The organism is Paenibacillus silagei, from assembly GCF_017874735.1.
Classification (GTDB): domain Bacteria; phylum Bacillota; class Bacilli; order Paenibacillales; family Paenibacillaceae; genus Paenibacillus_AQ; species Paenibacillus_AQ silagei.
This window is the reverse complement of the sequence record NZ_JAGGLV010000003.1, coordinates 395,902-418,918: the sequence shown is the minus strand read 5'-3', so window position 1 is coordinate 418,918 and position 23,017 is coordinate 395,902. Positions and strand designations below refer to the sequence as shown.

At 54.1% G+C, this 23,017-nt stretch carries 17 protein-coding genes and 1 pseudogene; 1 reads left to right on the top strand and 17 read right to left on the bottom strand.

The window, feature by feature from the left end:
• Positions 1-32: 32 nt before the first annotated feature.
• The 8 genes from J2Z70_RS07210 to J2Z70_RS07175 form a co-directional block, all read right to left on the bottom strand.
• Entirely contained in the window at positions 33-2,279 is a 2,247-nt protein-coding gene (locus J2Z70_RS07210; protein WP_209870967.1) for a hypothetical protein, read from the bottom strand.
• Between the two features lie 188 nt (positions 2,280-2,467).
• Complete coding sequence (locus J2Z70_RS07205; RefSeq protein WP_209870964.1) at positions 2,468-3,217, bottom strand: ABC transporter permease; 750 nt, start codon at positions 3,215-3,217, stop codon at positions 2,468-2,470.
• Positions 3,214-3,999 (bottom strand): ABC transporter permease, encoded by a 786-nt coding sequence (locus tag J2Z70_RS07200; protein WP_209870962.1) that lies wholly within the window; start codon positions 3,997-3,999, stop codon positions 3,214-3,216. Before J2Z70_RS07200 ends, J2Z70_RS07205 begins: the two co-directional genes overlap by 4 nt.
• Positions 3,996-4,709, bottom strand: a complete 714-nt coding sequence (locus tag J2Z70_RS07195) for an ABC transporter ATP-binding protein (RefSeq protein ID WP_209870959.1) — start codon at positions 4,707-4,709, stop codon at positions 3,996-3,998. Before J2Z70_RS07195 ends, J2Z70_RS07200 begins: the two co-directional genes overlap by 4 nt.
• Before the next feature lie 90 nt (positions 4,710-4,799).
• Positions 4,800-5,810, bottom strand: coding sequence for a sensor histidine kinase (locus J2Z70_RS07190; protein ID WP_209870955.1), 1,011 nt, complete (start codon positions 5,808-5,810; stop codon positions 4,800-4,802).
• Positions 5,807-6,484, bottom strand: a complete 678-nt coding sequence (locus J2Z70_RS07185) for a response regulator transcription factor (RefSeq protein WP_209870952.1) — start codon at positions 6,482-6,484, stop codon at positions 5,807-5,809. Before J2Z70_RS07185 ends, J2Z70_RS07190 begins: the two co-directional genes overlap by 4 nt.
• A complete protein-coding gene (locus J2Z70_RS07180) occupies positions 6,459-6,674 on the bottom strand; it encodes an aspartyl-phosphate phosphatase Spo0E family protein (RefSeq protein ID WP_209870949.1) in 216 nt (71 codons plus the stop codon). Before J2Z70_RS07180 ends, J2Z70_RS07185 begins: the two co-directional genes overlap by 26 nt.
• Before the next feature lie 179 nt (positions 6,675-6,853).
• A complete protein-coding gene (locus tag J2Z70_RS07175) occupies positions 6,854-8,257 on the bottom strand; it encodes a helix-turn-helix domain-containing protein (protein WP_245368036.1) in 1,404 nt (467 codons plus the stop codon).
• A 236-nt stretch (positions 8,258-8,493) separates the two neighbouring features.
• Between J2Z70_RS07175 and J2Z70_RS07170 the strand changes: the two genes are divergently transcribed.
• Positions 8,494-8,730, top strand: coding sequence for a helix-turn-helix transcriptional regulator (locus J2Z70_RS07170; RefSeq protein ID WP_036726873.1), 237 nt, complete (start codon positions 8,494-8,496; stop codon positions 8,728-8,730).
• A gap of 114 nt (positions 8,731-8,844) precedes the next feature.
• Here J2Z70_RS07170 and J2Z70_RS07165 read toward each other — a convergent pair whose 3' ends face one another.
• From J2Z70_RS07165 to J2Z70_RS07130, 9 genes and pseudogenes are all read right to left on the bottom strand, one after another.
• Positions 8,845-9,834 (bottom strand): hypothetical protein, encoded by a 990-nt coding sequence (locus J2Z70_RS07165; protein WP_209870947.1) that lies wholly within the window; start codon positions 9,832-9,834, stop codon positions 8,845-8,847.
• A gap of 16 nt (positions 9,835-9,850) precedes the next feature.
• On the bottom strand, positions 9,851-11,713 hold the full coding sequence (locus J2Z70_RS07160) for a beta-L-arabinofuranosidase domain-containing protein (protein WP_209870944.1): 1,863 nt from the start codon (positions 11,711-11,713) through the stop codon (positions 9,851-9,853).
• Between the two features lie 278 nt (positions 11,714-11,991).
• Positions 11,992-13,551: a glycoside hydrolase family 3 protein gene (locus tag J2Z70_RS07155; RefSeq protein WP_209870941.1), complete on the bottom strand. Its 1,560-nt coding sequence runs from the start codon at positions 13,549-13,551 to the stop codon at positions 11,992-11,994.
• 34 nt (positions 13,552-13,585) lie between these two features.
• A complete protein-coding gene (locus J2Z70_RS07150) occupies positions 13,586-15,508 on the bottom strand; it encodes a family 20 glycosylhydrolase (RefSeq protein WP_245368035.1) in 1,923 nt (640 codons plus the stop codon).
• A gap of 546 nt (positions 15,509-16,054) precedes the next feature.
• Positions 16,055-16,414: pseudogene (locus J2Z70_RS33160) on the bottom strand (transposase); the annotation flags it as partial.
• A gap of 12 nt (positions 16,415-16,426) precedes the next feature.
• On the bottom strand, positions 16,427-17,287 hold the full coding sequence (locus J2Z70_RS07145; protein WP_245368034.1) for an IS110 family RNA-guided transposase: 861 nt from the start codon (positions 17,285-17,287) through the stop codon (positions 16,427-16,429).
• 606 nt (positions 17,288-17,893) lie between these two features.
• A complete protein-coding gene (locus tag J2Z70_RS07140; protein WP_209870938.1) occupies positions 17,894-19,060 on the bottom strand; it encodes an N-acetylglucosamine-6-phosphate deacetylase in 1,167 nt (388 codons plus the stop codon).
• Entirely contained in the window at positions 19,057-19,833 is a 777-nt protein-coding gene (locus J2Z70_RS07135) for a glucosamine-6-phosphate deaminase (protein ID WP_209870935.1), read from the bottom strand. Before J2Z70_RS07135 ends, J2Z70_RS07140 begins: the two co-directional genes overlap by 4 nt.
• 49 nt (positions 19,834-19,882) lie before the next feature.
• On the bottom strand, positions 19,883-22,939 hold the full coding sequence (locus tag J2Z70_RS07130; protein ID WP_209870932.1) for a CBM96 family carbohydrate-binding protein: 3,057 nt from the start codon (positions 22,937-22,939) through the stop codon (positions 19,883-19,885).
• Positions 22,940-23,017 lie beyond the last annotated feature (78 nt).

Here is a 23,017-nt window from a genome sequence, read left to right as displayed (position 1 = left end):
CATTAAAAGAATTTACCAATCCTTGACTGTGCTTACGTGGCGTAGTTAACAATAGTGGCTTCCCCGGTGCGCTCATCGTAAGCAATCCATAATTCATCCCCGGCTTCTACGCCATACACCGGTTCTATAGATTGCCTGATCCGGTAGCTCTGTCCACTGCGTTCGACGGTGATCGTGGCAAGCGGCCGGTCGCCGGTCGTTCCCCGGTAGTCGACCGATCGAACGCTGGCACTGCCTTGCTTGCCTTGCAGAAGCCGCGATTGAAGCGCAACCTCCTCCGGCTTCGCAGTTACGGGAACTACTGCTCCTACAGTGACTTCCAGATTCTCCGGGACGAACTGGCTGTTCACCTTGCGCAGACGTTCCTTTCCGTTCACCATCACTATCTCAAGCAGCAGCAGATTCTGGCCGGCAATCTTTACCGGCAACCGCTGAACTCTTGTAATTTCAGCCTCTAAGGTGAGCTGGTTTGCCTGATCACTCCGCTCCGCAGGACCGTATCTCAACAAACGGGCGTTGCCGCTTGTGATTATCAGATCTGCCCGTTCTCCGGTACGGTAGACGAAGCCGGAGGGCTGCACCACAGGCACACTGTAGCTTTGGCCTGCTGCCTCAAGGTGCAGCAGCAGTGCTTGCCCGCGGTTTACAGGTCCGCAGGCTTCTATCTGTCTTAAGACCGCATCATGAATGATCCGGGGCGGCGCCTGGTTCTTAAGCTCGCTCTCCCGTACCAGGGTCGCCGTATGCTTGCTCCGGTTATAGCTAATCATCACCTGATCGCCTGGACGGATCGGGTTCAGATAAGAAATGACCTGCTTGATCTGGACTTCCTTACTCTGGCCCTGGTCCGTGAAACGGACGATGAGCCGGACCTGTGGTTGTTCGTTGACCAGCATCCCCGTCTCGGCCAGATTAATAACCGTGCCTTGAATCAGAACCCCCTCGGCCAGCTTCTGCCACCGCTTGCGGATGAGAAGCTGTGGCAGCCAGAGTAGTCCCACCACCATTAGTAAAGGAATTGCGAGCCAGATCACCCAGTTCACAACCAGGGCATTCCATGTCAGCACATAGTTCTTGAAGGTCGCTGCAGATAATTGATCCTCCCCGGCAGCCATCTGCCATTGCTGCAGCTCCCCGTTGCTGATCTGTCCGCTAAGCCCCTCCTTGACAAGCAGCCAGCCTCCCAATGAATCCGGACTTGAATAGTACAGTGTATCATTATTCGCTTCTTTATAGAAGCTCAGCTTCGGATCTTGCAGCTGATCGTAGGATAATGTCTTAAGCGCGGCATTGACATTCGTAAATTCCCCGGTCTGCTCATGATACAAATAACCGCGTAAGGTACCCTTGATCTCGTCTTCCGTGGTGGACCCGGCAATAAGCGTCTCCTGGTCGTTCAGCGGGAAGAGCCTGGCCTGATAGACCGGCTCCGGCGTCTTGACGGCTTCGCCCCATTTACCCGCAGCCTCATTGTAATAGTGAACCTGTTTTGGATATTCGCTGCTTACCCGCAGTAGCCGGGTATTGTCCAGTCCGAGCTGCGCGGCAAACTCCTGTCCTACCCTCTTCTGCGCTTCGGGAGCACTCTCTTGCGCGCCCCTCAGCCCAAGTAGAGGTATGCCGTCCTTGCCGAAGAGGGCAGAAGCATAAGCGGTACGCCCGTCCTTGAGTCCCACCTCATAGACGGGCAGAGAATGCGCCTCCTGGAAGCTGAAGAAGGCTTCACGAATGGAGACCGGCCGTGCCGGAAGAGCGGCTGAGCCGTTCAGATTCACGTAATGGAGCTGAGCCTGGCTGACTTCTGCCACATGGACCGCTGAGCTTTTATCCGCCCCGGCGAACAGTAATCTGCCCCGCCACTCATGCCCGTCGGAGCTCAGAAAGGTCGGGATATTAAAGCTTCCCTGCACCAGCTCTTTTGCGCCATCCGCCGGATCAATAACATTCACCTGCAGGCTCATATTGTCCTTGGTTGCGACCACCAGCTTACCGGCCTGATAAGAGACCAGCCGCTGCCGGTGGATGTCTGAGCGCAGCTCCACCTCCTGCTCAGCCTTATGGGTGCCTGCGTCATACAACGTTGCCATTAGCCCGTTGCTGCTGTCCGTGACCGCAAGCACCTTCTTGCCCTGGTCCAGATAGTACAGCGCTTTGACCGGGAGCAGGCGGTCCGCTGCACTGCGCACATAACCGGAATAATCGTTCCAGACCAGGATGCTAAGGATCACTGCAGGAATCCAAAATACCAGAGTAAATAAGGACAAATATGATTTTCTCATCGCCTGCTCCCCCCTCTGGATGTTTCGGCTTCTAATATAGCCTTCACCGTAAGGAACGAGAATGAAACGGCCAGAAGCTTTCATGTTGTATAGGATTGCAAACCCAAAAAAGCAGAGCAGCGATTCTCCCGTCACCGGAGTTTCACTGTTCTGCTTGCTTTAAGCATTGTCTATTATCAGCGGTGGCTTCAAGCATCCCGGATACGGTAGACAACAATCGCTACTGCCACAAGGGATACTGACCAGATCATTAAAATACCGGCCCCCTGCACAGGCGTAAGGACATTCAGTTCGCCAGAGGAAGGCAGCAGGTACATGTAACGTCCAGCCGTATCCGGGAAATAGGCCGGCAGAAGCCCCCGCGACCATGGACTGATAATGAAATAATAGCCGAGCAGGATCACCAGGGCCGGAAGCGTTCTTCTCAATAAAGCCCCTATCGCCGCGCTAAGCAGTGTGGTCAAGGTCAGATAGCCCGTTGCCCCCAGCAATGCTTGTATGACTTCATGAGGTTCAACCCCTGCTGCATGACCGTCCAGCCTCCAGCCCGCATATAGGACACCTGAGGCCGTAAGGATAAATGCGGCGGGAATCGTAATCAGGGTGAGTGCCAGATGCTTCATGAATAATTGGCGCCCGCGCCAGGGGATTACCGTTAACGTTGTGCGGATCTGTCCGCCCGTATACTCGGAGCAAGCCGCCAAGATCCCCAGAATAATGAACCCTGCCTGAAGATAGCTCATCGAGGCAAGTCCTGTATTCAGGATTCCGGGTGCTGCGGCTCCTTCCTGCAGAGAGGCGGAAGTGAAGGCCGCGGTCAAAAGAAGATGAACAAGAAATGTAACCGTAACTGCGGTCCATATCCATGGCAATGTCATCAGCTTGTCCAGTTCAGCCCTAAGGATTCGTATAGTCTTCCTGCCGGATGAGACACTCATGCCGCCACATCCCTCCTATGAAATACAATAGCTGCAATCCCAAGCAGCACGGCTACCCAGGCAAACATGATCAAGCCGCCGGTGAACGGGGTGTGATAGCTGTCGAACAGACTGCCTGTAACCTCGGTCGAGGCACTGTTCTTAGTGAACATAAACATCTCCATGCCGGCCCGGTCCGGCAAATAGAATGCCAGCTTCGTCACCTTGGCAAGCAGGACACTGAAGGATACCAGCGATGAATTAATCATGAGCATGGTAAGCGGGATCATGCCCTGCTTCGTCAGCAGCGTCAGCCCGAAGGCCAACAGTGCAGTGAAGGTCCAGTAGCAGACGGCACCGGCAAGCCGGGTCCATTCAAGTAGCGGGGCATAGTCACCTAATATATAGCGTGTGGTTGGCACAATCAGAATCACAGCAAGGATACACAGGAGGATGCTGATGACAGATACAGCGCCTGCTTTGGCCAGAAACAACTGAAGCCGCGATGACACAACCATCAGACTTGTGGAAATCTGCTGCCCTCCGGCCCCTTCACTGCTCTCTGTCCGGTACTCGCTGCTGACTGCAAGCACGCCAAGGATAATAACGCCCTGCACACCAAGACCTAATCCGCTGTAGCCCATTTCGGGCAGCCGTGTGCTGACTCCAGCTATAATCGCCTCTTTTTCTGCTATAGCGTCCAAGGCAGCAATGACCGCAGGAGCCAATGCTCCAATAAGCAGGGCGAGCCAGATCCCCGGCAGCGAGAGCAATTTCGAGATTTCTGCATGGAATGCCTTCACCAAGCATCACCTGCCTGTTCAGAGGTCAGGGCGAAGAAGGCATCCTCCAGCGTGGAATGACTGCCGGTTACCTCCTGCAAGGTGCCGTCTGCGACAATTCTCCCCTGCTTAATGATCACCACATCATCCACCGTTTCGGCCAGCTCGCCCATAAGATGACTGGAGAGCAGCACCGTATTCCCGGCTTCTGCCCGCTTACGCAGAAATGTCCGAATCCAGCGGATGCCTTCCGGGTCGAGCCCGTTCACAGGTTCATCCAGAATCAGAATCTCCGGGTCTGCAAGCAGCGCTGCGGCAATCCCCAGTCTTCTCCCCATGCCCAGAGAATACCGCTTGACTCTAGTGCCTGCTGCCTTGGTAAGACCGACAATATCCAGCACCTCTTCGACCCGTGAGCGGGGCAGACCGGCGGCGCAAGCGATCCAGCGCAGGTGTGCCTGTCCTGTCCGCATCGGATGGGCTCCAGATCCGTCCAGTGCAGCACCTACGGTTCGCAGTGGATGCTGTAATTCTGCGAAGGGCTTGCCATGAATCAAGGCGCTGCCGGCGGTGGCATGATCCAGTCCGAGCAGAATGCGGAGTGTAGAGCTTTTGCCGGCCCCGTTTGGCCCGAGGAATCCCGTGACTCTTCCGGGTCTCGCTTCGAAGGTGATCCCGGATAGAATCTCCTGCGTACCGCGGCGTTTGACTAAGTTATTGATGGTAAGCACCATAACACATCCTTTCGTTATGGTGTTAAGTATACAGATGCAAGGTTACATCCCGGTGGGCAGGCCGTTTACTTCCGGGTTAATTTCAGGTTACATTCTGCCAATGACTACATTTGTCCCCTGCCCGCTTGAGCTGAATTCAGCCTTCAGGGTCATTGTATTCAACATGTATTGTATGGTAGACAGCCCTATTCCCGCCCCGCCACCGTATGCAGAATGATCCATGCCAGGGCCTTTGTCAGCCACAAGAATCCGTTCCTGCTGCACGTCTACAGCAATATAAACATATTTCCCGTCCGCTGCATGGCGGATGATATTCTGAAACAGATTATCCAGCACCCGGGTCATCCACCCAGGATCTGCTGTCCAGTGGAAGGTTTCTTCTGCGGGCAAATCAACATCGACTTGAATGCCATGTTCTTCAAAAACCGGATACCACGCAGCAACCGAGGCTCTTACCAGGCGCCCCATGTCTGTGGGTGCAGGCTCGAAGGGATATTTTCCCGAGGTAAGCAAGGTGTACGAGAGCAAATCATCCATCAGCTCTCCGGTCCGGGTAATGGTCTGGTTGATCTCTGCTAAGGAGCTCTGTCCTTCTGGACTCATAGGTTCTTTGTTCAGCCGGGTGACATGTCCCCGCATGATGGTCAGTGGTGTCCGAAGGTCGTGGGACATGTTGGCAATGAGCCGTTGCCGCAGCCCTGCCTCTTCCTGCTCCCGCCTGCGGCTGTCCTCCAGCTGCCGGATCATCCGGTTGAAGGAACCGCCTAACTGGTCTATTTCATCCATGCGGTCCTTTTGAATCAGGACAGGCTCAGGCGACGAATCCGCAGCAGCGGGAGTAGCGGACATAGCTTCTTGTAAGCGGGTCAGACGTTTGCGGAGTCTCCAGAAGAACAGCCAGGATAGAACAACGAACGCCACAATAATACCAGTGAACATAAGCACTGTAATGTAAAACAGGTTCAACGTATTGAATCTTGGCTCTGTCCCGGAAGTGCCAAAGAAGGATGAGAATACCATCAGCACAAGGGGCGGCAGCAAGATGAACAGAAAGTGCAGCTTAAGAAAATGCCGGAACAAGGAACGGGGCTGCTTCATAGCTTCACCCGGTAGCCGATTCCCTTCAGCGTCTCAATAATCTCCGGGGTCTCCGGGTCGCGCTCCAGCTTGTGCCGCAGCCGGTGGAGATGTACCAGTAACGTCTTGTCTCCAGGGATATAAGCTTCTTCCCAGACGGCTTCATAGAGCTGTTCCTTCGGCAGAACCTGATTCGGATGGCGCAGGAAATACATCAGAATCTGATGCTGCTTCCCTGTCAAAATAATCTCTTCTCCTGTACGCTTGTCATAGATGGTCTGAAGCTTCGTGTCCACTTCAATGTGAGTGCCCAGTGTAATGCGGTCCGAAGAGACTCCGCCACTCCGGCGGATTAATACCTCCAGCCTGGCCACCAATTCATCGGTATGGAAGGGCTTCGTCACATAGTCATCCGCGAATTGTAAGCCCTCCACCTTATCGTCGACGGAGGTCCGGGCGGTCAACAGCAGCACTGGAACGGCGGGGGCCGCTTTTTTTAACCGTTTGCCTATAGTGAATCCATCTAAGCCCGGTAACATGATATCCAGAATAACGACATCATACTGCGTAACCTCAGCCTCGGCTCCCTCACCGGATTGCAGCCATTGTACCGAATATCCCCGCTGCTCCAGCTCCTCTTTGACCCAAGTGCCGATTTTCTCATTATCTTCAATATAAAGTATGCTTGTTCTCAAGTGTTTTCCTGCTCTCTATTAATCTCTGCTGCTCTCCCTCCATATTATACTGGTTAATCAATTCATCCAATACCATGGATTGCTTAAGGACCGCAGGGTGCTGAAGATCATGATGTTTCTCCGCCAGAATGTGAAGCCGCTTCCGGGCACGTTCAATCCGGACCTGCACGAGCATATTTCTGTTCACCATAGAATCCTCCCTTTATGCTATCTTAGGGTTTTATGACAGATAATAGGATGTCTTTTGCATTGCACAAAATAACTTCAGAACATAACAAAAGAGGCGCCCCCGAAATGTCAGGAGCACCCCTGTATATTTTCGCGAAAATGATTAAGTTCCCCAACCATGTCCCAGTGTAGTCACCAAGGTTATCGTCGTTGAAATAACAATTGAAACACTACAGGCTGATACACCTCACTTGATAGATTTTTGAATCTTTCCTCCAGTTCCTGATCTGTAAATTCCCTATATTGCTCATAAAGACTCATAAAAACAATGATATTTTTGCTGCTATTGATCGTAATTGATATTTCCAAGCCTTTCAGTACCGTGTTCAATGCCTGTTCCTTACTCTTGCTGTGATTGAAAAAATAGACTGCAAGGTCGATGAGGAATTGCGCGTAGCTCTCTTGCAGGATGGCCTGATTGTATTCACCGAACTCTGTCTTGCTGGATTCATAAGGTATGTATGCCGCGAACCGCTCTAAGATACTGTCGATATTAAGCTTAAATACATTCGCCGCTTGAACCATATAACGCACTGCCACAAATATTTCATCCTCTTGATTAGCTATATAGTCTGCGTACTCATGTATTACATCCAAATCTCCGGACATTAACCGGTACAGATAAGTGTTAGCAACGGCCCATTCCGTAAATTGTGCAATGACCTGCCGGGATTCTTCATCATTCTCCTGAACCCAGTGTTCACCATTTGCATACAATTTCACAAAGGATAATGCCCTCTTGTAGTCGCCGCACTCTTCGCTGGCAGTAGATCTGGCTAAGTATGCGTACAGGATATAATAGTAAAAAGGACGATCAGGACGCTTCACCCTTTCTTCTATTGTGTTAGATCGGCGGCCTTCCAGCTCATATTGAACGGATGCAATCCGGTGCATTTCCTTAGCGAGTTCGTCTACTCTCTTCCACTTGTGTACCAGACCATAAATATGCATTAGCTGTTTCATTGCATCGAGCTGATCGGCTGCGTCTAAGCGGTTGACATACAACTCAAATTGAGCGGCTGCACGTAACTTCTCCTCCAGATCCTGTTGTTCTTCTAATTCAATCTGAAATATACGGTACTGGCATAATGCTAACCGTTCGGAATGCTGATACTTTTCGGCTTCGCTCACACCCTGATACAGTATCCTTGCAGCTTGGCTTTTATTGTCCTCATAGAAAAGTTCAGCGAATTCAAACAGTAAAGATGCATAAGACAAATCCTCCAGCAGACGATTCACAATCTGTTCAAGACAGTCCAGACGTTCTAACTCAGCTGAGCGGAAAATAAAGGGTCGTATCCGCCGCATGGAGACTACAAAAGAAAAGCATTCCTCTATGTAGTCTTCAAAAAAATAGTCCTCCGGCAGCTTCATTCCAGCAGTAATCGCAGCAAGCTGTGCCATAGAGATTGGATGTTTACCTTTTAAGATCCGGCTGAGCGTACCTGAATTGAGACCCGCTAACTCTGCAAAATGGGAATGTATCAATTGATTTCTGTTCATATACGCGAGCAGTTCTTCCCGGATAGAATGTACCGATCCCAAACTAACACATCTCCTCCCATAAAATAGGATTAAAAGCATACGTATAGTTGATACTAAGGCTGAATCAAACGGCGGTCAATTTAAAGGGATATTTTACTAATTATCCCGTTTACATCTATTATTATATACCTAAAAACAATTTACGCAATATATTTCGTGTATTATAAAGCGTTAAATAAACGGGTCTCCTCCCCTATCATAAAAACATACCGAAAAGTTGAGGGAGATATTGCATTTTGAGGATAAAGGATGCACGGAAAGCCGCAGGGTATACCCAAGAATCCATCGTACATCAGATTAACGACACCATGAAATGCACCTTGCGCAACTACCAGAATATTGAGTACGGTGTGGTACTCCCGAACGTTACATTGGCGCTTCTAATCAGTCACTTGTGTGGTGTTGATCCCCGTGAAGTTGATGAATGGAAATACTCTAATCAACGTGCAGATGCGCAAAAAAATGGCAATTGAATTTCCATAGTCAAATTTTTCACGGCAAAAGGTTCATTCTATACGCAAAAAAACCACCGATGAAGGTTCTAAATCTTCACTGTTGGTTTTTTTATTTTCATATGAATACACGCATTAATCCTTATAAATTCTCCTGTAGTTGTCGCGCAAGCGCATTCCGTCGCCCTCTAACACAGTGACAACATAATCCTTCAGGTCTTCGGAATAATTAAAATGCACATTGGCCCCTGTATCCAGGAAGACAATCATGACATCCAGGCTGCGGCATTGCTCTAAGATCTGAATGCCGTGATACCGGGCAAACGCCTGGAAATCTCCCCATGTGAGGAATTCGTTATGCTGCTGCCCCTCCTCTTTCCTATCCTCTCCGTGTTCCCCGATGAATTTCATATTCTCGCCTGTGAACTGCAGCTTCTCATCATAAAAGATCTCCAGCAGCCAACGCTTGAACTGAAATCCTAATATTGTGCCTGTGATACTGCTGTGGCTTTCTTTGGCGGTGCAAAGTGTGAGCAGCTCCGGGAACTGGAGGTTCCGCTGCCCCGGCAGCTTGAAGAAACCGCCGTGCTTCAGGTATTCGCTGACCGTACAACCCATGCTCTGCATATCCAGGATCATTGGTTCAGCGATAATGCGGTTCAATTTTCTCTGGTTGCCGTAACGGCTGGTGATCTGATCCAGCAGATAATCGCCATGGTCCGCCGAGTATTGGAAAATAACCCGCAGTCCGTTGCTTAGCTGCGCTCTAATCCTCTTGCTGTTCTGAGTGAAGTTGACGGTGGTCAACCCAAGCTCTGCCAGGTAATTGGCAAAATCCTGCCATTGGAGCATGTCACTCCCCGTAACTCTTCGTCCTCTGCGGCTGAAGTCAAGCTGCGATCCGAAATAGCCTTTTTGTGTGTAAACCACCGTTAACCTGCATTGCCGGAACTCAAATTCCAGGCTGAGCCCGTGCTCACTTCTGTAGCTGACTTGACAGTCAAGCATAAGCTCCTGTAGCGTCCGTCCGTGATTCTCCGGTATTTCCATATAACCGCCGTATGTTATGAAGTCATCAAGCTGGCTGAAGCTGCTTAATTTTCTGGAGGGACTGATGTTAATCACCTCATAGCTAAAATATTTATTCGTTTCTCACCGGGAAATACACCTGATAAGGCTCATACCCGATATCGCGGATTCTTCTGAGCTGGATGCCGGGGTCCTGACGGGTGGTCTTGAAGAAGTAACGCCAGCTCCCCCATTCCCGTTCGTTCTCCATGATGATCTCACCGGCTGCATCCGCTAACGGGGTGTAGAGGGTCCGTTCATTCTCGGTGATGCCAGCCAGTACTTCAGGGCCATAGCGGAACGCGCCGGTCTGCTCGTCGTCCGGCAGAGGAATGAAGCGGATGCCTACCGGCAGAATAATGCTGATCCGGTCGCCGTCCTGCCACTCTCGCAGTATCGTATAGAAGGCGGAGTGATCCGCAGACTTCCCGTGCAGCTCCCCGTTCACATAGATCACAGCTTCTGACATGATCCAGTCTGGAATCCGCAGATGGACGGCGAACTCGCTGGCAGAGCGGGTATGGACGGTGAAGTCATATTTTCTGTAATCCGGCATGTTCTCATGAAGTGCAGTAATCTCATTCAGCTCCTGCTGCCCGGCTGTGTTCGAGGAGTTCAGCATGCTTCCGCTCATATGATCCTGGGATTGCTGAATCCGCACGCTCTCTCCATGGATCTCGGTGGTCAGCTCCGAACGGAAATATTGGCAGACATAGATATCGTTCTGCTCCTGATAATAGATGCCTCTGTTGAGCGCCGCATTAGCCTGGACCATCGTTCCGTGGCAGCAGAAGAAGCTGTCTGTCTCCGTGCTCCAGTCCTTCCGCAGCCCGGCTTTCATCGGCAGGAAGTACGTGAGCAGCCCGGTGGCGGGGTCGCTGTGCTTATTGCCGGTCAGATGATATTCCTGGTAATAGGCCTGCGCCATAATCCCGTTGTACATATTGTATTCGATATATTGCGCATAGGCCGGATCTGAGGTATGCCGGAACAGGAATTCTGCCAGGCGGATCATATTATATACCGTACAGTGCTCCTGATTCTTGTCTCCGAGGCGGGCCTTGATCTTCATCTTCGGCATCCACACCTCACCGGCCGTATTACCGCCTGTGGCCAGCATTCCCCGTTCAGTTACAGCACATTTCCAGTAAGCCGTGACAATATCCATCCAGCGCTGCTCTCCGGTGACCTCGTAAGCTCTGGCGCAGCCGAGTACCTCAGGAATGGTCGTGTTGGCGTGCATGTTGGTCAGCGGGTCTTTATTTTCGAGTATCGGGCGGAACAGTCTGCTGCGGTAATAGCGCTCCAGCAAAACAGTGTATTTATCGTTCCCGGTAAGCTCCAGCAGATCGGCCCAAGCCTCCAGCATACCGCCTGTCTCCATATCCAGTATGTCATCGAACTTCTCTCTGGTGAAGGTACTGCTCCAATCGACGAACCAGTCGGCGAATCGGTCCGCGATGTCAAGCGCCTTACGGCTCCCGGTGAAATGATGCATATCGACAAGACCCATAAATAGCTTATGAATGTTATATTGCGGCGCCCAGATCGCCTTGCCTTGGGCCACCCAGTGCAGATATTTCTCGGGAATCGGCGCAGCCCATTGCCCGCCGTTGTCCTTCTGGCATTCAGCCAGCTCGTCCAAAATAAGATCGGCTTTTACCTTGATTTCGATATCCCCGGTCTCATGATACCGGATCGCTGCCGCAGACAGCCAGTGTCCCAGAAAATGTCCGCGGATCTGGCAGACCGGCGTCTCCCAGCCCCCGTGTGCATCCGCTGGAATATCTCTGCCGTCATATCTTCCTGCCTCCACCTTATAGTTAAAGAGGAGATTGTCATTTGTCAGTTTCATCAGATACCGGCGGTTGGCCTCTTCTCTGCGTATCAAATCATTATCTTGAAGAATGACCTGTTTGCCTTTCAGTTCTCTCATTGCTGCAGCCCCTTAATAGAATGACATTGCTTACATTGCTTGCACAATGAAATTATAAAGCAGCCCATCCCGCAAACCAATGATGGATACAACGATAAAATTGATCCATACCGATCAATTCTGGCCGATTGTGCGCTGGATCAGAGATGCTGTAGATCCTCCTCTGTGACGAACACCGTCTTATTTCCCATATATCAATAATAATACTATGTTATTCTATCAACACAAATGAGAGCAGACCTCATGTATGGTATGAGAGTCTGCTCTTGAGTGAGTTATTAAGCCTGTCTAACCAACACTTCCGCTAGAGCCTGAAGCGAATAATCGGAGGTGGAGCATAGCAGAATGCTGCCGGCACTCTGCGGCAGGTAAGCATCGTCATACGGGTTGCGTAACCCCAGGGTCAGCAGCGGTCCGGCATCAGCAAGCTGTGCGGCAAGTTCGAGCTGTCCCCGGAACAGATGGGCGTTCAGTGTTCCCTGAATGACGGTGCGGCCGGCGGCCTTGGCGCACAGGTTCGCAATTTCGGCGGCGTCCGGCTTCATACTGCAATACTCTGTCTGCACGGACAAGCCCCGGGCTTCCAGCAGCGCGGCAAGGCCTATGGTCTGACCGCCGGAGTTGTCGGCGATGGTGAGCTGCTCCTGGCGCGGCAAGATCAGCAGATATGAGCGTTCAGCAGACAACGGCAGCAATTGCTGCGGGTCGCGGCTGATCTTGACCGTTCGACGTGCATATTGCAGAGCCGCCTCATTCCAGCTCCCACGCGGAATGGGCTGTGCTGCCGCCTGGTATTGCCTGAATTTCGCATAGAGGTGGTGGATGCGGCTGACTGATTCGTCAATTCTGGATTCGGCGATGACGCCGTCCAGAACAGCTTTTCGGATACCCGCGATGACCCGCTCCTGGAATTCCGGCGTATGACACATCAGAATCATGTCATTACCGGCCAGCACAGCCAGTACGCCCACCTCATCCGGGTTGAAATTCTTCTTGATCGCTCCCATCTCAATATCATCCGTGCAGACGATACCCTGGAAGCCCAGCCTGCTGCGCAGTAAGTCTCCGGCAAAGAAGGGACTCAGTGAAGCAGGCAGTCCTGCCGACTCGGGAATGTTAGGAAAGACGAGATGGCCCATCATGATTGAATCGGCCCCGGCTTCGATGGCAGCGATAAATGGCAACAGCGGCCCGTTCATTAATTCCTCTATTGTGAGTTCGCACTCTGGCAGGACAACGTGGGAATCCCCGCTGACTTGTCCATGGCCGGGGAAATGTTTGGCCGTTACCGCCACGCCTGCCTCATGCATTCCGCGGATATATGCCTTGCCGAAAGCGGCTACGACTTCAGGGTCTTCGCCGAAGGAGCGCACTCCTACAACCGGATTGTCTATATTCGTATTCACATCCAGCACCGGTGCCCAGTTCATTGGGATGCCCAGCGCGTGGAGCTGGCTGCCGATAATTTTACCCTGGAGATAGGCGGTCTCAGCATCCAGGCTTAATCCGGCAGCACGGTTGCCGGGAATGTAAGGATAGAAGGTCTTGAACTTGGAGAGCGTGCCTCCCTCCTCATCGATAGACACATAGTAAGGCTGCGGAATGCCGGAGTCTCCGGCAATGGCCTGAACCTCCGCCATCAGCTTCAGCGTCTGCTGCTCATCCTTCACATTATGAGGGAACAGGCCAATCCCGCCGAACCGGTTTCCGGACATCCGTTCACGGAACTCCGGCTCTGCCGCTATAGAAGGGGTGCCGACTACGCACATAAGCGCGATTTTGTCCTCCAGGCTCATTGCGGCCTGATCATGCGTTAGATTTGCTTCGTTCAGCTGCATAATTGCTCCATCCTCCTCTCGGTATATTGAGTGCTCATTCTCCCTGGGCCAGCCCGATCTCCCGGTAGAGCGTCCGCTCCAGGTAATCATGCAGATAGAAGCGCGATTTCACGAAATGCTCAGCCATATCCCGGGGCTGGTATTGCCGAAGCGCCTCCAGCATCCGGGGCCGGACTGCTTCGCGTCCGTTATGGTTACGGGTGTAATTGTTCAGCAGCGAGCGCCATTCCGCGCTGTCGCCCGGGTACAGCTCCCAGCGGTAGGCATACTTATGGATCGCCCTGGAGCGGTCGGTGGCCACCTCGAAATCATGCATGATCGCGATCAGCTCAGCGTAGCCGTGATTCCGCTGCACCTCCTCCCGCAGCTTCCAGATGATATCGTAGTAATCCTCTAGTTTGTAATTGCCAAGCTTAGAATGGCCGGTCTCGGGTGATACACCATGGAATAGCTCCAGGAAGCGGTCGATGAACGTACCAGCATCTGCCCGCCGGTTCCAGGCTAGATCGGCATGAAGCAGCATCGGATACCAGGTGGTCTCGAATACGCCATAAGGAACGCCAAGGCTGAACGGCCCGGTCCAGTTCGTAGCGACCATACAGCGGATATCCAGCTTTTCAGCGGTCTCTGCCCACTGCAGCAGATTGTCGGTCCGGTTATCAATGACCGGGTAGTTCTGATGCTCCGCCCAGTCGAAGCTGCGGACAGCAGGAGCACCCATCACCTCAATGCCCAGCGCTCTGAACTTATGGGTCAGGGAAGTAACTTCCGCTTGTATATTGCGGCCGTTATAGATCCAGATCATAGCTGCGCTTCGCGGATCAAGCTTCGCCAGCTCCTCGGGCGGGCATTTGTCCAGCATGTCATGCCAGAAGATCGGCTGGCGTCCCCGGCTGGCTGTGAATTCGATCAGGCGGTTCAGGAAGGAGATGAAGGCCCGTTCCCTCACGCCGCCGAATTCCTTCCGGCACGCTTCACATTCGCACAGGCTGTACACCTCGTCACAACCCAGATGGATGTAACGAGATTCGGGATGAGCCTCCATCATCTCCGCAAGCAGGCCTGTGATTAGTTCATACGTCTGCGGATGGGACGGACAGATCTCCCCGGTAGATTCCTCGGTCTCCCGCAGATGCTTCCAGGCGTCATGGCGCAGCACATACTCCAGGTGGCCGAAGCTCTGCTGCAGCGGAATAATCTCGATATAATGCTCCTGGGCCGCAGCCTGGAGCGTCTCCAGCTCTTCCCGGCTAAGCGCGTGCTGCGGATGGGCGAATTCCCCGTGCGTCTGGAATGGGAACTTGTCCTCGTATTCAATGAGCACCGCGTTCGTCTTGTAGCGGGAGAATTCAGCCAGATATTCGATCAGCCGCTCCGGCTTCGAGAAGGTCTGGCGCAGATCGAAGTTCATCACCCGAAGCCCCGTATCGGGCCAGTCCGTAATGGACATCGCCGGAATACTGCCGTCGCCGTGCAGGCTCTGCAATTGCAGCAGCGTCTGCAAGCCGTAATAGAGTCCGGAGGCGTCGAGTGCGCGGATTACAGCTCCGTTTGCGCTAACGTCCAGAAGGTAGCCTTCCGCCCGGCCCTTCAGTGGGGACAGGTCTGTCTCATCAGGATCAGCAGCCGAAGCCCGGCCGTTAGTCGGTCCCGCTTCTCCAGGCACTGCCCAGGCTGCATCCTGCCCGGAAGCTCCGGGTTCAGCCTGCGCTGAAGTGTCCTCAGTTCCCGCAGCTCCCTCGATTCTCACAATCTCCTCAATCAGCAGTGAGTATCCCTCGCCTGCTCCCGAGACGGCGGCGGTGACTTCCCTGCCGGGAAAAGCCCGCCGGCAATGAAGCACCAGCCGGGGGTCTTCCACTTCCATAGCCAGTTGCAGACGGAATTCCCCGCCGGCCCGCCATGGCTCCTTCTCTGTCAACCTTACCTGCTTCGGATCGGGTATTAAGCTAAGCATCGCTTTCTCCTCCTAGTACATCGTCAGGTTTAAATTTATGGATTGGATCAGTAAGGACGAAACCACCTATTATTGTGATCGGTTTTTCGATTACATTGGGCCTACGCGCTGCCCCCAGTCGCATTGTGTTCGGTTTTTCGACTACATTGCGCCCACGCACCGTCCCCGGTCGCAATGTGATCGGTTTTTCGATTACATTTGGCTTACGTGGCGCACCCAGTCCAATTGTGGTCGGTTTTTCGACTACATTTGCTCCACGCGCTGCTCCCAGTCGCAATGTAATCGGTTTTTCGTCTACATTGGGCCTACGGGCCATCCCCGGTCCGAATGTAATCGGTTTTTCGATTACATTGGGCTCACGCGCCGCCCCCAGTCGCAATGTAATCGGTTTTTCGATTACATTGGGCCTACGGGCCATCCCCGGTCTGAATGTAATCGGTTTAATACGAAAATAAAAGTACCGGAAAACGCGCCGCAGACTGGGTTTTGACAAAAAAAGACCCACCACCCCCAAAAAACGTTTCGTTTTTTTTGAAAAAGGGAAGACTATGGGGTAGGATTTAGTTGCACGCTATATCCTAACTGCTGGATATATTGCACGTACCGATCCAACCGGTTTTTCTTGGACGTCTCATCGCCTAGTGAGACGTCTATTTCTTGGTATGACCTTTTCTCCCGCATCAGGGCATGGAGGATTCGAATCAGCAAATGCGCGGTGGCGACGTTTGCTTTTTTATCTCCTCGTCTCTTACGAATTCGTCGAAAAAATTGGCCGATCCGGTTCGAGGAGCGAGCGTTCGCCCAAGCCGCCTGACACAACGCCCCTTTCAGGTGCTTGTTCCCTTGCATCGTTTTTGACTTTCTTCGCTTTCCCGCGCTTTCGTTGTTCCCTGGACACACCCCCGCCCATGAAGCAAACTACGCATCACTCGGGAACATTTCCGCGACATGCGGCCCCACTTCGGCAAAGATGGTCACGGCAGACGTCCGCTCAATTCCTGGAATGGAGTCAATTTGTTCAATTACCTCCAGGTACGGTTCTGCCTTCGCCTCGATTCGAGCTTCCAGTTCCGTGATCCTTTTCTCCAAATAGACTAAGTGGTCCCAATGGTCTCGAATCATCTCCCGATGATGACGACGCAACTTGCCATTGAGCGCGTCTAGCAACTGCGGCACTTTCTTTTTTAAACGGGTTTTGACCAGGTTTTTAACGGTCACTTCGTCGATGACCTCGCCGTCCATGATCTTCTGGAGCAGGCCCCTTCCTGAAACCCCATATAGATCGGACATAAAGGTGGTTAGCTTGATGTTGGCATCCTGCAGGATTTTGTGGATGCGGTTTTTCTCCGCCGTCACCGCCTGCACCATCTTACTCCGGTAACGGGTCAAGTCTCGCAAATCCCGGATCTCCTGTTCGGGCACCATACTGCCTTCAATGAGCCCGCAACGGTGCAATTGCGCTAACCAGCGCGCGTCTTGAATGTCACTTTTTCGACCTGGCGTATTCTTGACCCGCCTAGCGTTGGCCAGGACGAGGTCACAACTGCCCTCTAAGATGTTCCATACCGGTTTCCATAACACGCCGGTGCTCTCCATCACCACCTCCCGGCACCCGTGTTCACTCAGCCAATCTTGCAGGCCTAGCAATTCTCGGGTTGTCGTCCCAAAGGTTTTCAGGTGACATTGTGGTTTCTGTTCGATCGGTCCTTTTAACACGCAGGCCACAACGGTTTCCTGGTGCACGTCCAGACCGGCGCAACACATACGTACAGCATCCATTCCAACCATCCTCCATCGTCAGTTTACAAATCATGCGCTCGAGTGAGTGTAATTTAATACACGTACTTTTGGGGGCTACAATAGGCGATGCTCGAAAAGCGCAATAGAACGGTTTTTCGCACGGGGTGTGTCCCAGTAACCGTTTCCGCCCTTTGATTTGTATATGTAGTGTTGACGACTCCAGCCTCATTTAGAATGGATGCGACGGATGCCACCCACTTATTTTCATTCCTGGGGGTGACAAGGCCTCTGTCTTGTCATGCCTGTTTTTCGATTACATTTGCTCTACGCACCGTCCCTGGTCGCAATGTGATCGGTTTTTCGATTACATTTAGCCTACGCACCGTCCCTGGTCGCAATGTAATCGGTTTTTCGATTACATTTGGCTTACGCACCGTCCCTGGTCGCAATGTAATCGGTTTTTCGATTACATTTGGCTCGCGCGCCGTCCCCTGTTACAATGTGATCGGTTTTTCGACTACATTGGGCCGGATGGCCTCATTATGACCACTCCATTACATTTATCTCTGATTGTTCGGCACGAACGCAACGTCCTGCCCTATCGCGTTAATGAAATGGGATCAGTTCTTTTATTCTGTTACTCTCCTAGTCCTTCTTGGCCGCTGTAATCCGGCCGTTCTTCCATACCGCCTGGATCTCCAGGCCCCCACCGCTGCCCTTGCGGAAGCCGATCAGATCTGCTGGGGCACCGGCGGTAAGTCCGGCAGCCTGCGGGAGCCCCAGCAGCCGGGCCGGGTGAAGTGAGGCGCAGTCGAGCGCCTCCTCCAGCGGTGCCAACCCGGCCCGGGCCAGGTAGGCCACCTGGTCCGCCAGCATCATGGCCGATCCGGCCAGCAGCCGCGGATGGCCAGCCAGATGCAGCCTTCCTTCCGGCGTCAGCACCACGTCGCCGCCGATATGCAGCCGGTAGGCACCCGGCGCCATGCCGCTCAGCGAGACGGCATCGCTGACCAGAATCGCCCTCTGCCGCTTCACCCGCAGGATCACCTTCAGCAGCGCATCCGGCAGATGGCAGCCGTCGGCAATCATGCAGCCATACAGCTCATCGGCAGCCAGTTGCTCCCACAGATAGTGAGGATGGCGCGGCAGAGTAAGATGCGTACCGTTGCCCAGATGAGTAGACATCACCGCGCCTGCAGCTACCGCTTCCCGGATCTGCTCGGGGGAGGCTGCCGTATGTCCGATGGAGACCCTCACGCCGGAAGCGGTGCATCTGGAGATGAAGGCTGCGGCTCCCGGCCATTCGGGCGACACGGTAATGATCCGGATCAGCCCCTCCGCCGCCTCCTGCCAGCGGCAGAAGGCCTCCCAGTCAGGCGGGCAGATATGCTCTAAGGGATGCGCACCGCGCGGACCGTCCTCCGGCGACAGGAATGGTCCCTCCAGATGGATGCCTGCAATCAGCCCGGCTATACCCGGCAGCGTCCGCACGGCTTCGGCAATTGCGGACGCCGCCTGTGCGAGCTGGTCCGGCCCGTTGGTTATCAGGGTCGGACAATAAGAGGTTACTCCCCGGGCCAGCAAACGGCGAGAGAGTCCGGCTACGGTCTCCGGTGCAAGCGGCAGTGTATTGAAGTCAAGCCCCCAGCCGCCGTTCACCTGCAAATCAACCAGACCCGGCGCAAGCCAGGGCCAATCGGCCATATGCGGACTCTCGGCTAGCGTATGAACCGATTCAATGACGCCACCGTTAACGTGGACCTCCAGCGGCAGTCCGGTTCTGTAATGTCTTCCCGAGATCACACCGTTCATGAGCCGAAGGCATCCCGGTCCGTGAACAGCGTAATGGCGGGATGAGTCCGTAGGATGCTCGCCGGGCACACGGTACTGAGCGGGCCATGAAGCGCCGCTTGCAATGCGGCCTGCTTGGCCTTCCCGGGAACAATCCCGAACAGATGGCGGCCTGCCATCAAGGCGGGCACGGTCAGCGTCAGCGCATGAGTAGGGACATCGTCCAGCGTGGCGAAGCAGCCGTCATTCACCTGCTGCGTCCGGCAGGCTTCATCCAATTCGACCGCTTTCACAAGCAGCGGATCGGCGAAATCGGCTACAGGCGGATCATTGAACGCAATATGCCCGTTCTCACCGATGCCAAGGCAGACGATATCAATAGGCGCTTCATTCAGCAGCTCCGCGTATCTCCGGCACTCCCCTTCAATATTGCCCGTCCGGCCCAGCAGCTCGATCCGGCCGGGATTGACTCTGCTGAACAACCGTTCCTGCAAATAGTTCCCGAAGCGCTGAGGGGCCTTCTCCGGCAGGCCGATATATTCATCCATATGAAAAGCGTGCACCCGGGACCAGTCAATCCCCTGCTCCCGCACCAGCCCCTCATACAGCTCATTCTGTGACGGAGCTGCGGCAAATACAATGCGGACCGGAGCCTGGGACTTCCCCTGCAAGTCTCTGATTCGCTGCCCAACTGCTCCTGCCGCTGCAGCACCCATCTCGCTGCGCTGGTTATAGACCAGAACGCGCATACGCTCCACTAGATGCTCCGCCGCCGGAGTCAACGTCTCTTCCATGATGAACCCTCTCCTCCTTATTGGGGCGGAAGTGACCGCCCCTTCTCTTTTACAACCCGTCATTAACTAACAGATATGGCTTGTTATCCGAATTCTCTGAACTGGCCAGCGTTACAACGATTCCCGTAGTATTAGGGTCGCTCCACTGAAAGGTCGGCGTAAGTCCAGCCGCTGCTGCCGCGACAACATAAGCGGTCACATCCGCGCTGTACCACCCGGACCCGGTGACCCGGACTGTTCCGAGATTCGTTCCGCCGCTGACAGGGCGGTTATTCCAGGTGATGCCACTCTCGGTCCACTGCGCTCCGGTGTAGCCCTTCAGAGCAAGCGTAACCGGAGAAGCTGGAGCAGCGGTAACATAGACGTTCAGCGTTACGGACTGCACCGCCGTCCCGGAGAGATTCAACTCGGCCTTCATGAAGGCGATGCGGTCCCCTCCGCCCTGTGCATTCGGCAGATCGGCCACCTCCAGCACAGGCTCCTGCCCGAAATTGGCCGAAGGCTGATGCTCATGGACATAGGCATCCATGGTCACCGGGATTACCGGATCTGCCGGGGCACTTCGCTCGATATGCAGCAGATAGAGATCTGCGGTTCCATCCTCGTGATACACCAGGACCGATACATCGGCAGGCTCTGACCCGATCGTAACGGACGCGGCCGTTCCCGATGCCACGGGCAGTCCGTTAATCCTTACCGCATCTGATGCCTTGGCAGTAACATGGGTGACCTGCAGCGAAGTCACATTGCTATTGACAGTTACGGTATAGACCTTGTCACTTGCAGCAAAAGGCTTATCCCACACTCCTGCCGATAACGTTAATCCACTAAGCCCGCCATGCGACAGTAATGCGGTAGTATGCGGCAGGTCATGGGCGCTGGCATAGTAATAACCGGCTGCCTGAACTCTTCTCGGCTCGAATCCGGCTTGACGCCCCGACAGAATAGCCTCTGAAGTGAAGGCTGCCCGCCCGTCCGCTCCTGTTACTGCCGCCGCGTAACGGCCCGCCGAATACGTGAAACGGCCTTCTATAGCAGCCCCTGCGAGTACCTCCCCTGTGGTATAGTCGCGCACTTTCATAGTAGCGGAAGCCGCAGTCCCGTTATACGACAGTTGCATGTCGGTCACAATCATCGGCCTAAGCGCTGTGCTTCCAGTAACAGCTGACACTTCGCTGGAGACCGGCCCGATATTGCCCGCCAGATCACGGGCGGCGATGCGGTAATAATAAGTGGTATCCAGGAGCAGTCCCTTGTCCTGATAATTCAGGCCCCGGGCGAGTCCGGCAATATCCGCAGAGGTTGGCGTAAAGCCGGGTACTGTGCTGCGGTAGATAATGTAGCGGTCTACCTCCAAGTTGTCAGTAGCCATTCCGTAATTCAGCCTTATACTCTGATAGTCACTGGCAACAGCGGTTGGCGTACCCGCAGGTGCAGATGGTGCTTCATGGTCTTCCGGCGCTGTCCAGAAGACGCCGCCCGGTCCCCAATATGAAGGTAATGCCCGGTAGGAATCATAATGATGGACAGCAATTCCGCCGAAGGCGCTGCTCTGCCCGGAAGCGGCATAGACCTTGTCCAGCTCAGCTTCCATGTGAGAGCGGCCTTCCTCCTGGAAGGTGATGGTCTCCGGGTCACCGCTGTTCGCAATATCCAGCGTCTCTACCCCGATGACTACGGAATTCGGCTTGCCGATCGCCTCGGCATAAGCCAGCTCTCCAGCTGCGCCGGCAATGATGCCCGCTGTGCCGTCTGCGGAATCCCGGTAATCCATGATCGAGATATAATCGGAGATATCCTGGATATGCTCGGACAGCCATTTCGTCGTGCCGTTCCACTGGATATTCGCCCCCTGCTCGGAGGAATCATACCATTTAGGGACAGCAGGGCCGAAGGGCAGCTGGATACCGGCTGTATCCCGGCGGTCAATCATTTTTTGCAGACCATCCAGGTACTCCTTTTGCAGGAACTTGCTTGGGTCTTTGAAGTCCGGGGAGATATACGGCTCGATGTCCACATTGATTCCATCAAACTTCTCATCCGCATCCACCGCAAGATTGTAGTTGATAATCTGCTCGATCTCCCGTACGGCATGACTATGGTAGCGCTCATAAGCACCCATATAAGCCGGGGAGGTTCCGCCTGCGACAAGGGCATGGACGCTTAAGTTCCGCTCATGCGCCCAGCGCATGAAAGAGCGCAGCTCATCCTCCTGCTCCTCCAGCGCCCGGTAGCCTGCGTAGTTGCCCACAGCCAGATACAGCGTCGTCACCGGCTCTGATCCGAAGGTTGCGGTGTCCGTAACGAAGGACTCCAGCACCTCCCGCGAGCCCGGATTCAGCAGCAGCTTATAGCTCTCCGGCTCCCAGATCCACATGGCCCGGTCCTGGTCGGGCAGAGGCACCGCCGTTTCATGTGTGCCCGCACCGACCTGCGCATAGACGGTCGGGCTGTAGCCGTAGCGTCCGGGCGCATTCGTGGCCCGGGCCTCCAGGCTGATCGTGCGGTCACCGATGCCCGCCGTATTCCAGGCATATACATATTGCGTGCCGTTATAAGCGGCCTGCTGCCACGGTCCCCGGTTCACCCGGACTTGCACGCCCGAGACCGGCGTAGCCGATTCTGCCTGAACGGTGACCGCCACCTGTCCAGTCACGGCAATGCCTTCGTCCGGTCCGGTAATCGTCACCACTGGCGCAACGCCTGCCGGGTTGTTCACCTCAAGGGTGACGGACGGACTCCACACCCCATAGCGGGTGGTGGTATCCAGCCCGCGGGCCACCAGCTCCACCGAACCGTTGTAACGTGAGGTGTCGAGCGTATAAGACCAGGTGCCGCTGTCATCCCCGTCCGTGTCATCCAGCAGCGCCTCGAACTGGGCCGTCCCGTTCACGTACAACCGGACATCGTACAGTCCGGTATACGTTCCGCTGACCTCCACCGGCCCGCCGGAGGAGACATATCCCCCGGGCGGTTCATCCAGTGTAATGGTGCCTGCGGCCCGGGCTGTGCCCGGAACCGCCACTGCTGAGAGTACAACAATCAGACCTACCATGGGTAGAATCCATCCAAGCCGTTTGCCAGAGCCTTGCAGCCATTGCTTCATAAGCGGCGCCTCCTTTAATGGTCAAGCGAATACCCTGATTGCCTTGCCTGTGCTTCAGTGGTTCTTCCCTGCGGTCAG

Coding starts and splice junctions, on each gene's coding strand:
- J2Z70_RS07180 (WP_209870949.1), bottom strand. CDS start 6,674: ATGGTGAACAGAAATATGCTCGTGCAGGTCCGGATTGAACGTGCCCGG.
- J2Z70_RS07210 (WP_209870967.1), bottom strand. CDS start 2,279: ATGAGAAAATCATATTTGTCCTTATTTACTCTGGTATTTTGGATTCCT.
- J2Z70_RS07150 (WP_245368035.1), bottom strand. CDS start 15,508: ATGCTTAGCTTAATACCCGATCCGAAGCAGGTAAGGTTGACAGAGAAG.
- J2Z70_RS07145 (WP_245368034.1), bottom strand. CDS start 17,287: ATGGATGCTGTACGTATGTGTTGCGCCGGTCTGGACGTGCACCAGGAA.
- J2Z70_RS07190 (WP_209870955.1), bottom strand. CDS start 5,810: ATGAAGCAGCCCCGTTCCTTGTTCCGGCATTTTCTTAAGCTGCACTTT.
- J2Z70_RS07135 (WP_209870935.1), bottom strand. CDS start 19,833: ATGGAAGAGACGTTGACTCCGGCGGCGGAGCATCTAGTGGAGCGTATG.
- J2Z70_RS07130 (WP_209870932.1), bottom strand. CDS start 22,939: ATGAAGCAATGGCTGCAAGGCTCTGGCAAACGGCTTGGATGGATTCTA.
- J2Z70_RS07205 (WP_209870964.1), bottom strand. CDS start 3,217: ATGAGTGTCTCATCCGGCAGGAAGACTATACGAATCCTTAGGGCTGAA.
- J2Z70_RS07155 (WP_209870941.1), bottom strand. CDS start 13,551: ATGCAGCTGAACGAAGCAAATCTAACGCATGATCAGGCCGCAATGAGC.
- J2Z70_RS07140 (WP_209870938.1), bottom strand. CDS start 19,060: ATGAACGGTGTGATCTCGGGAAGACATTACAGAACCGGACTGCCGCTG.
- J2Z70_RS07160 (WP_209870944.1), bottom strand. CDS start 11,713: ATGAGAGAACTGAAAGGCAAACAGGTCATTCTTCAAGATAATGATTTG.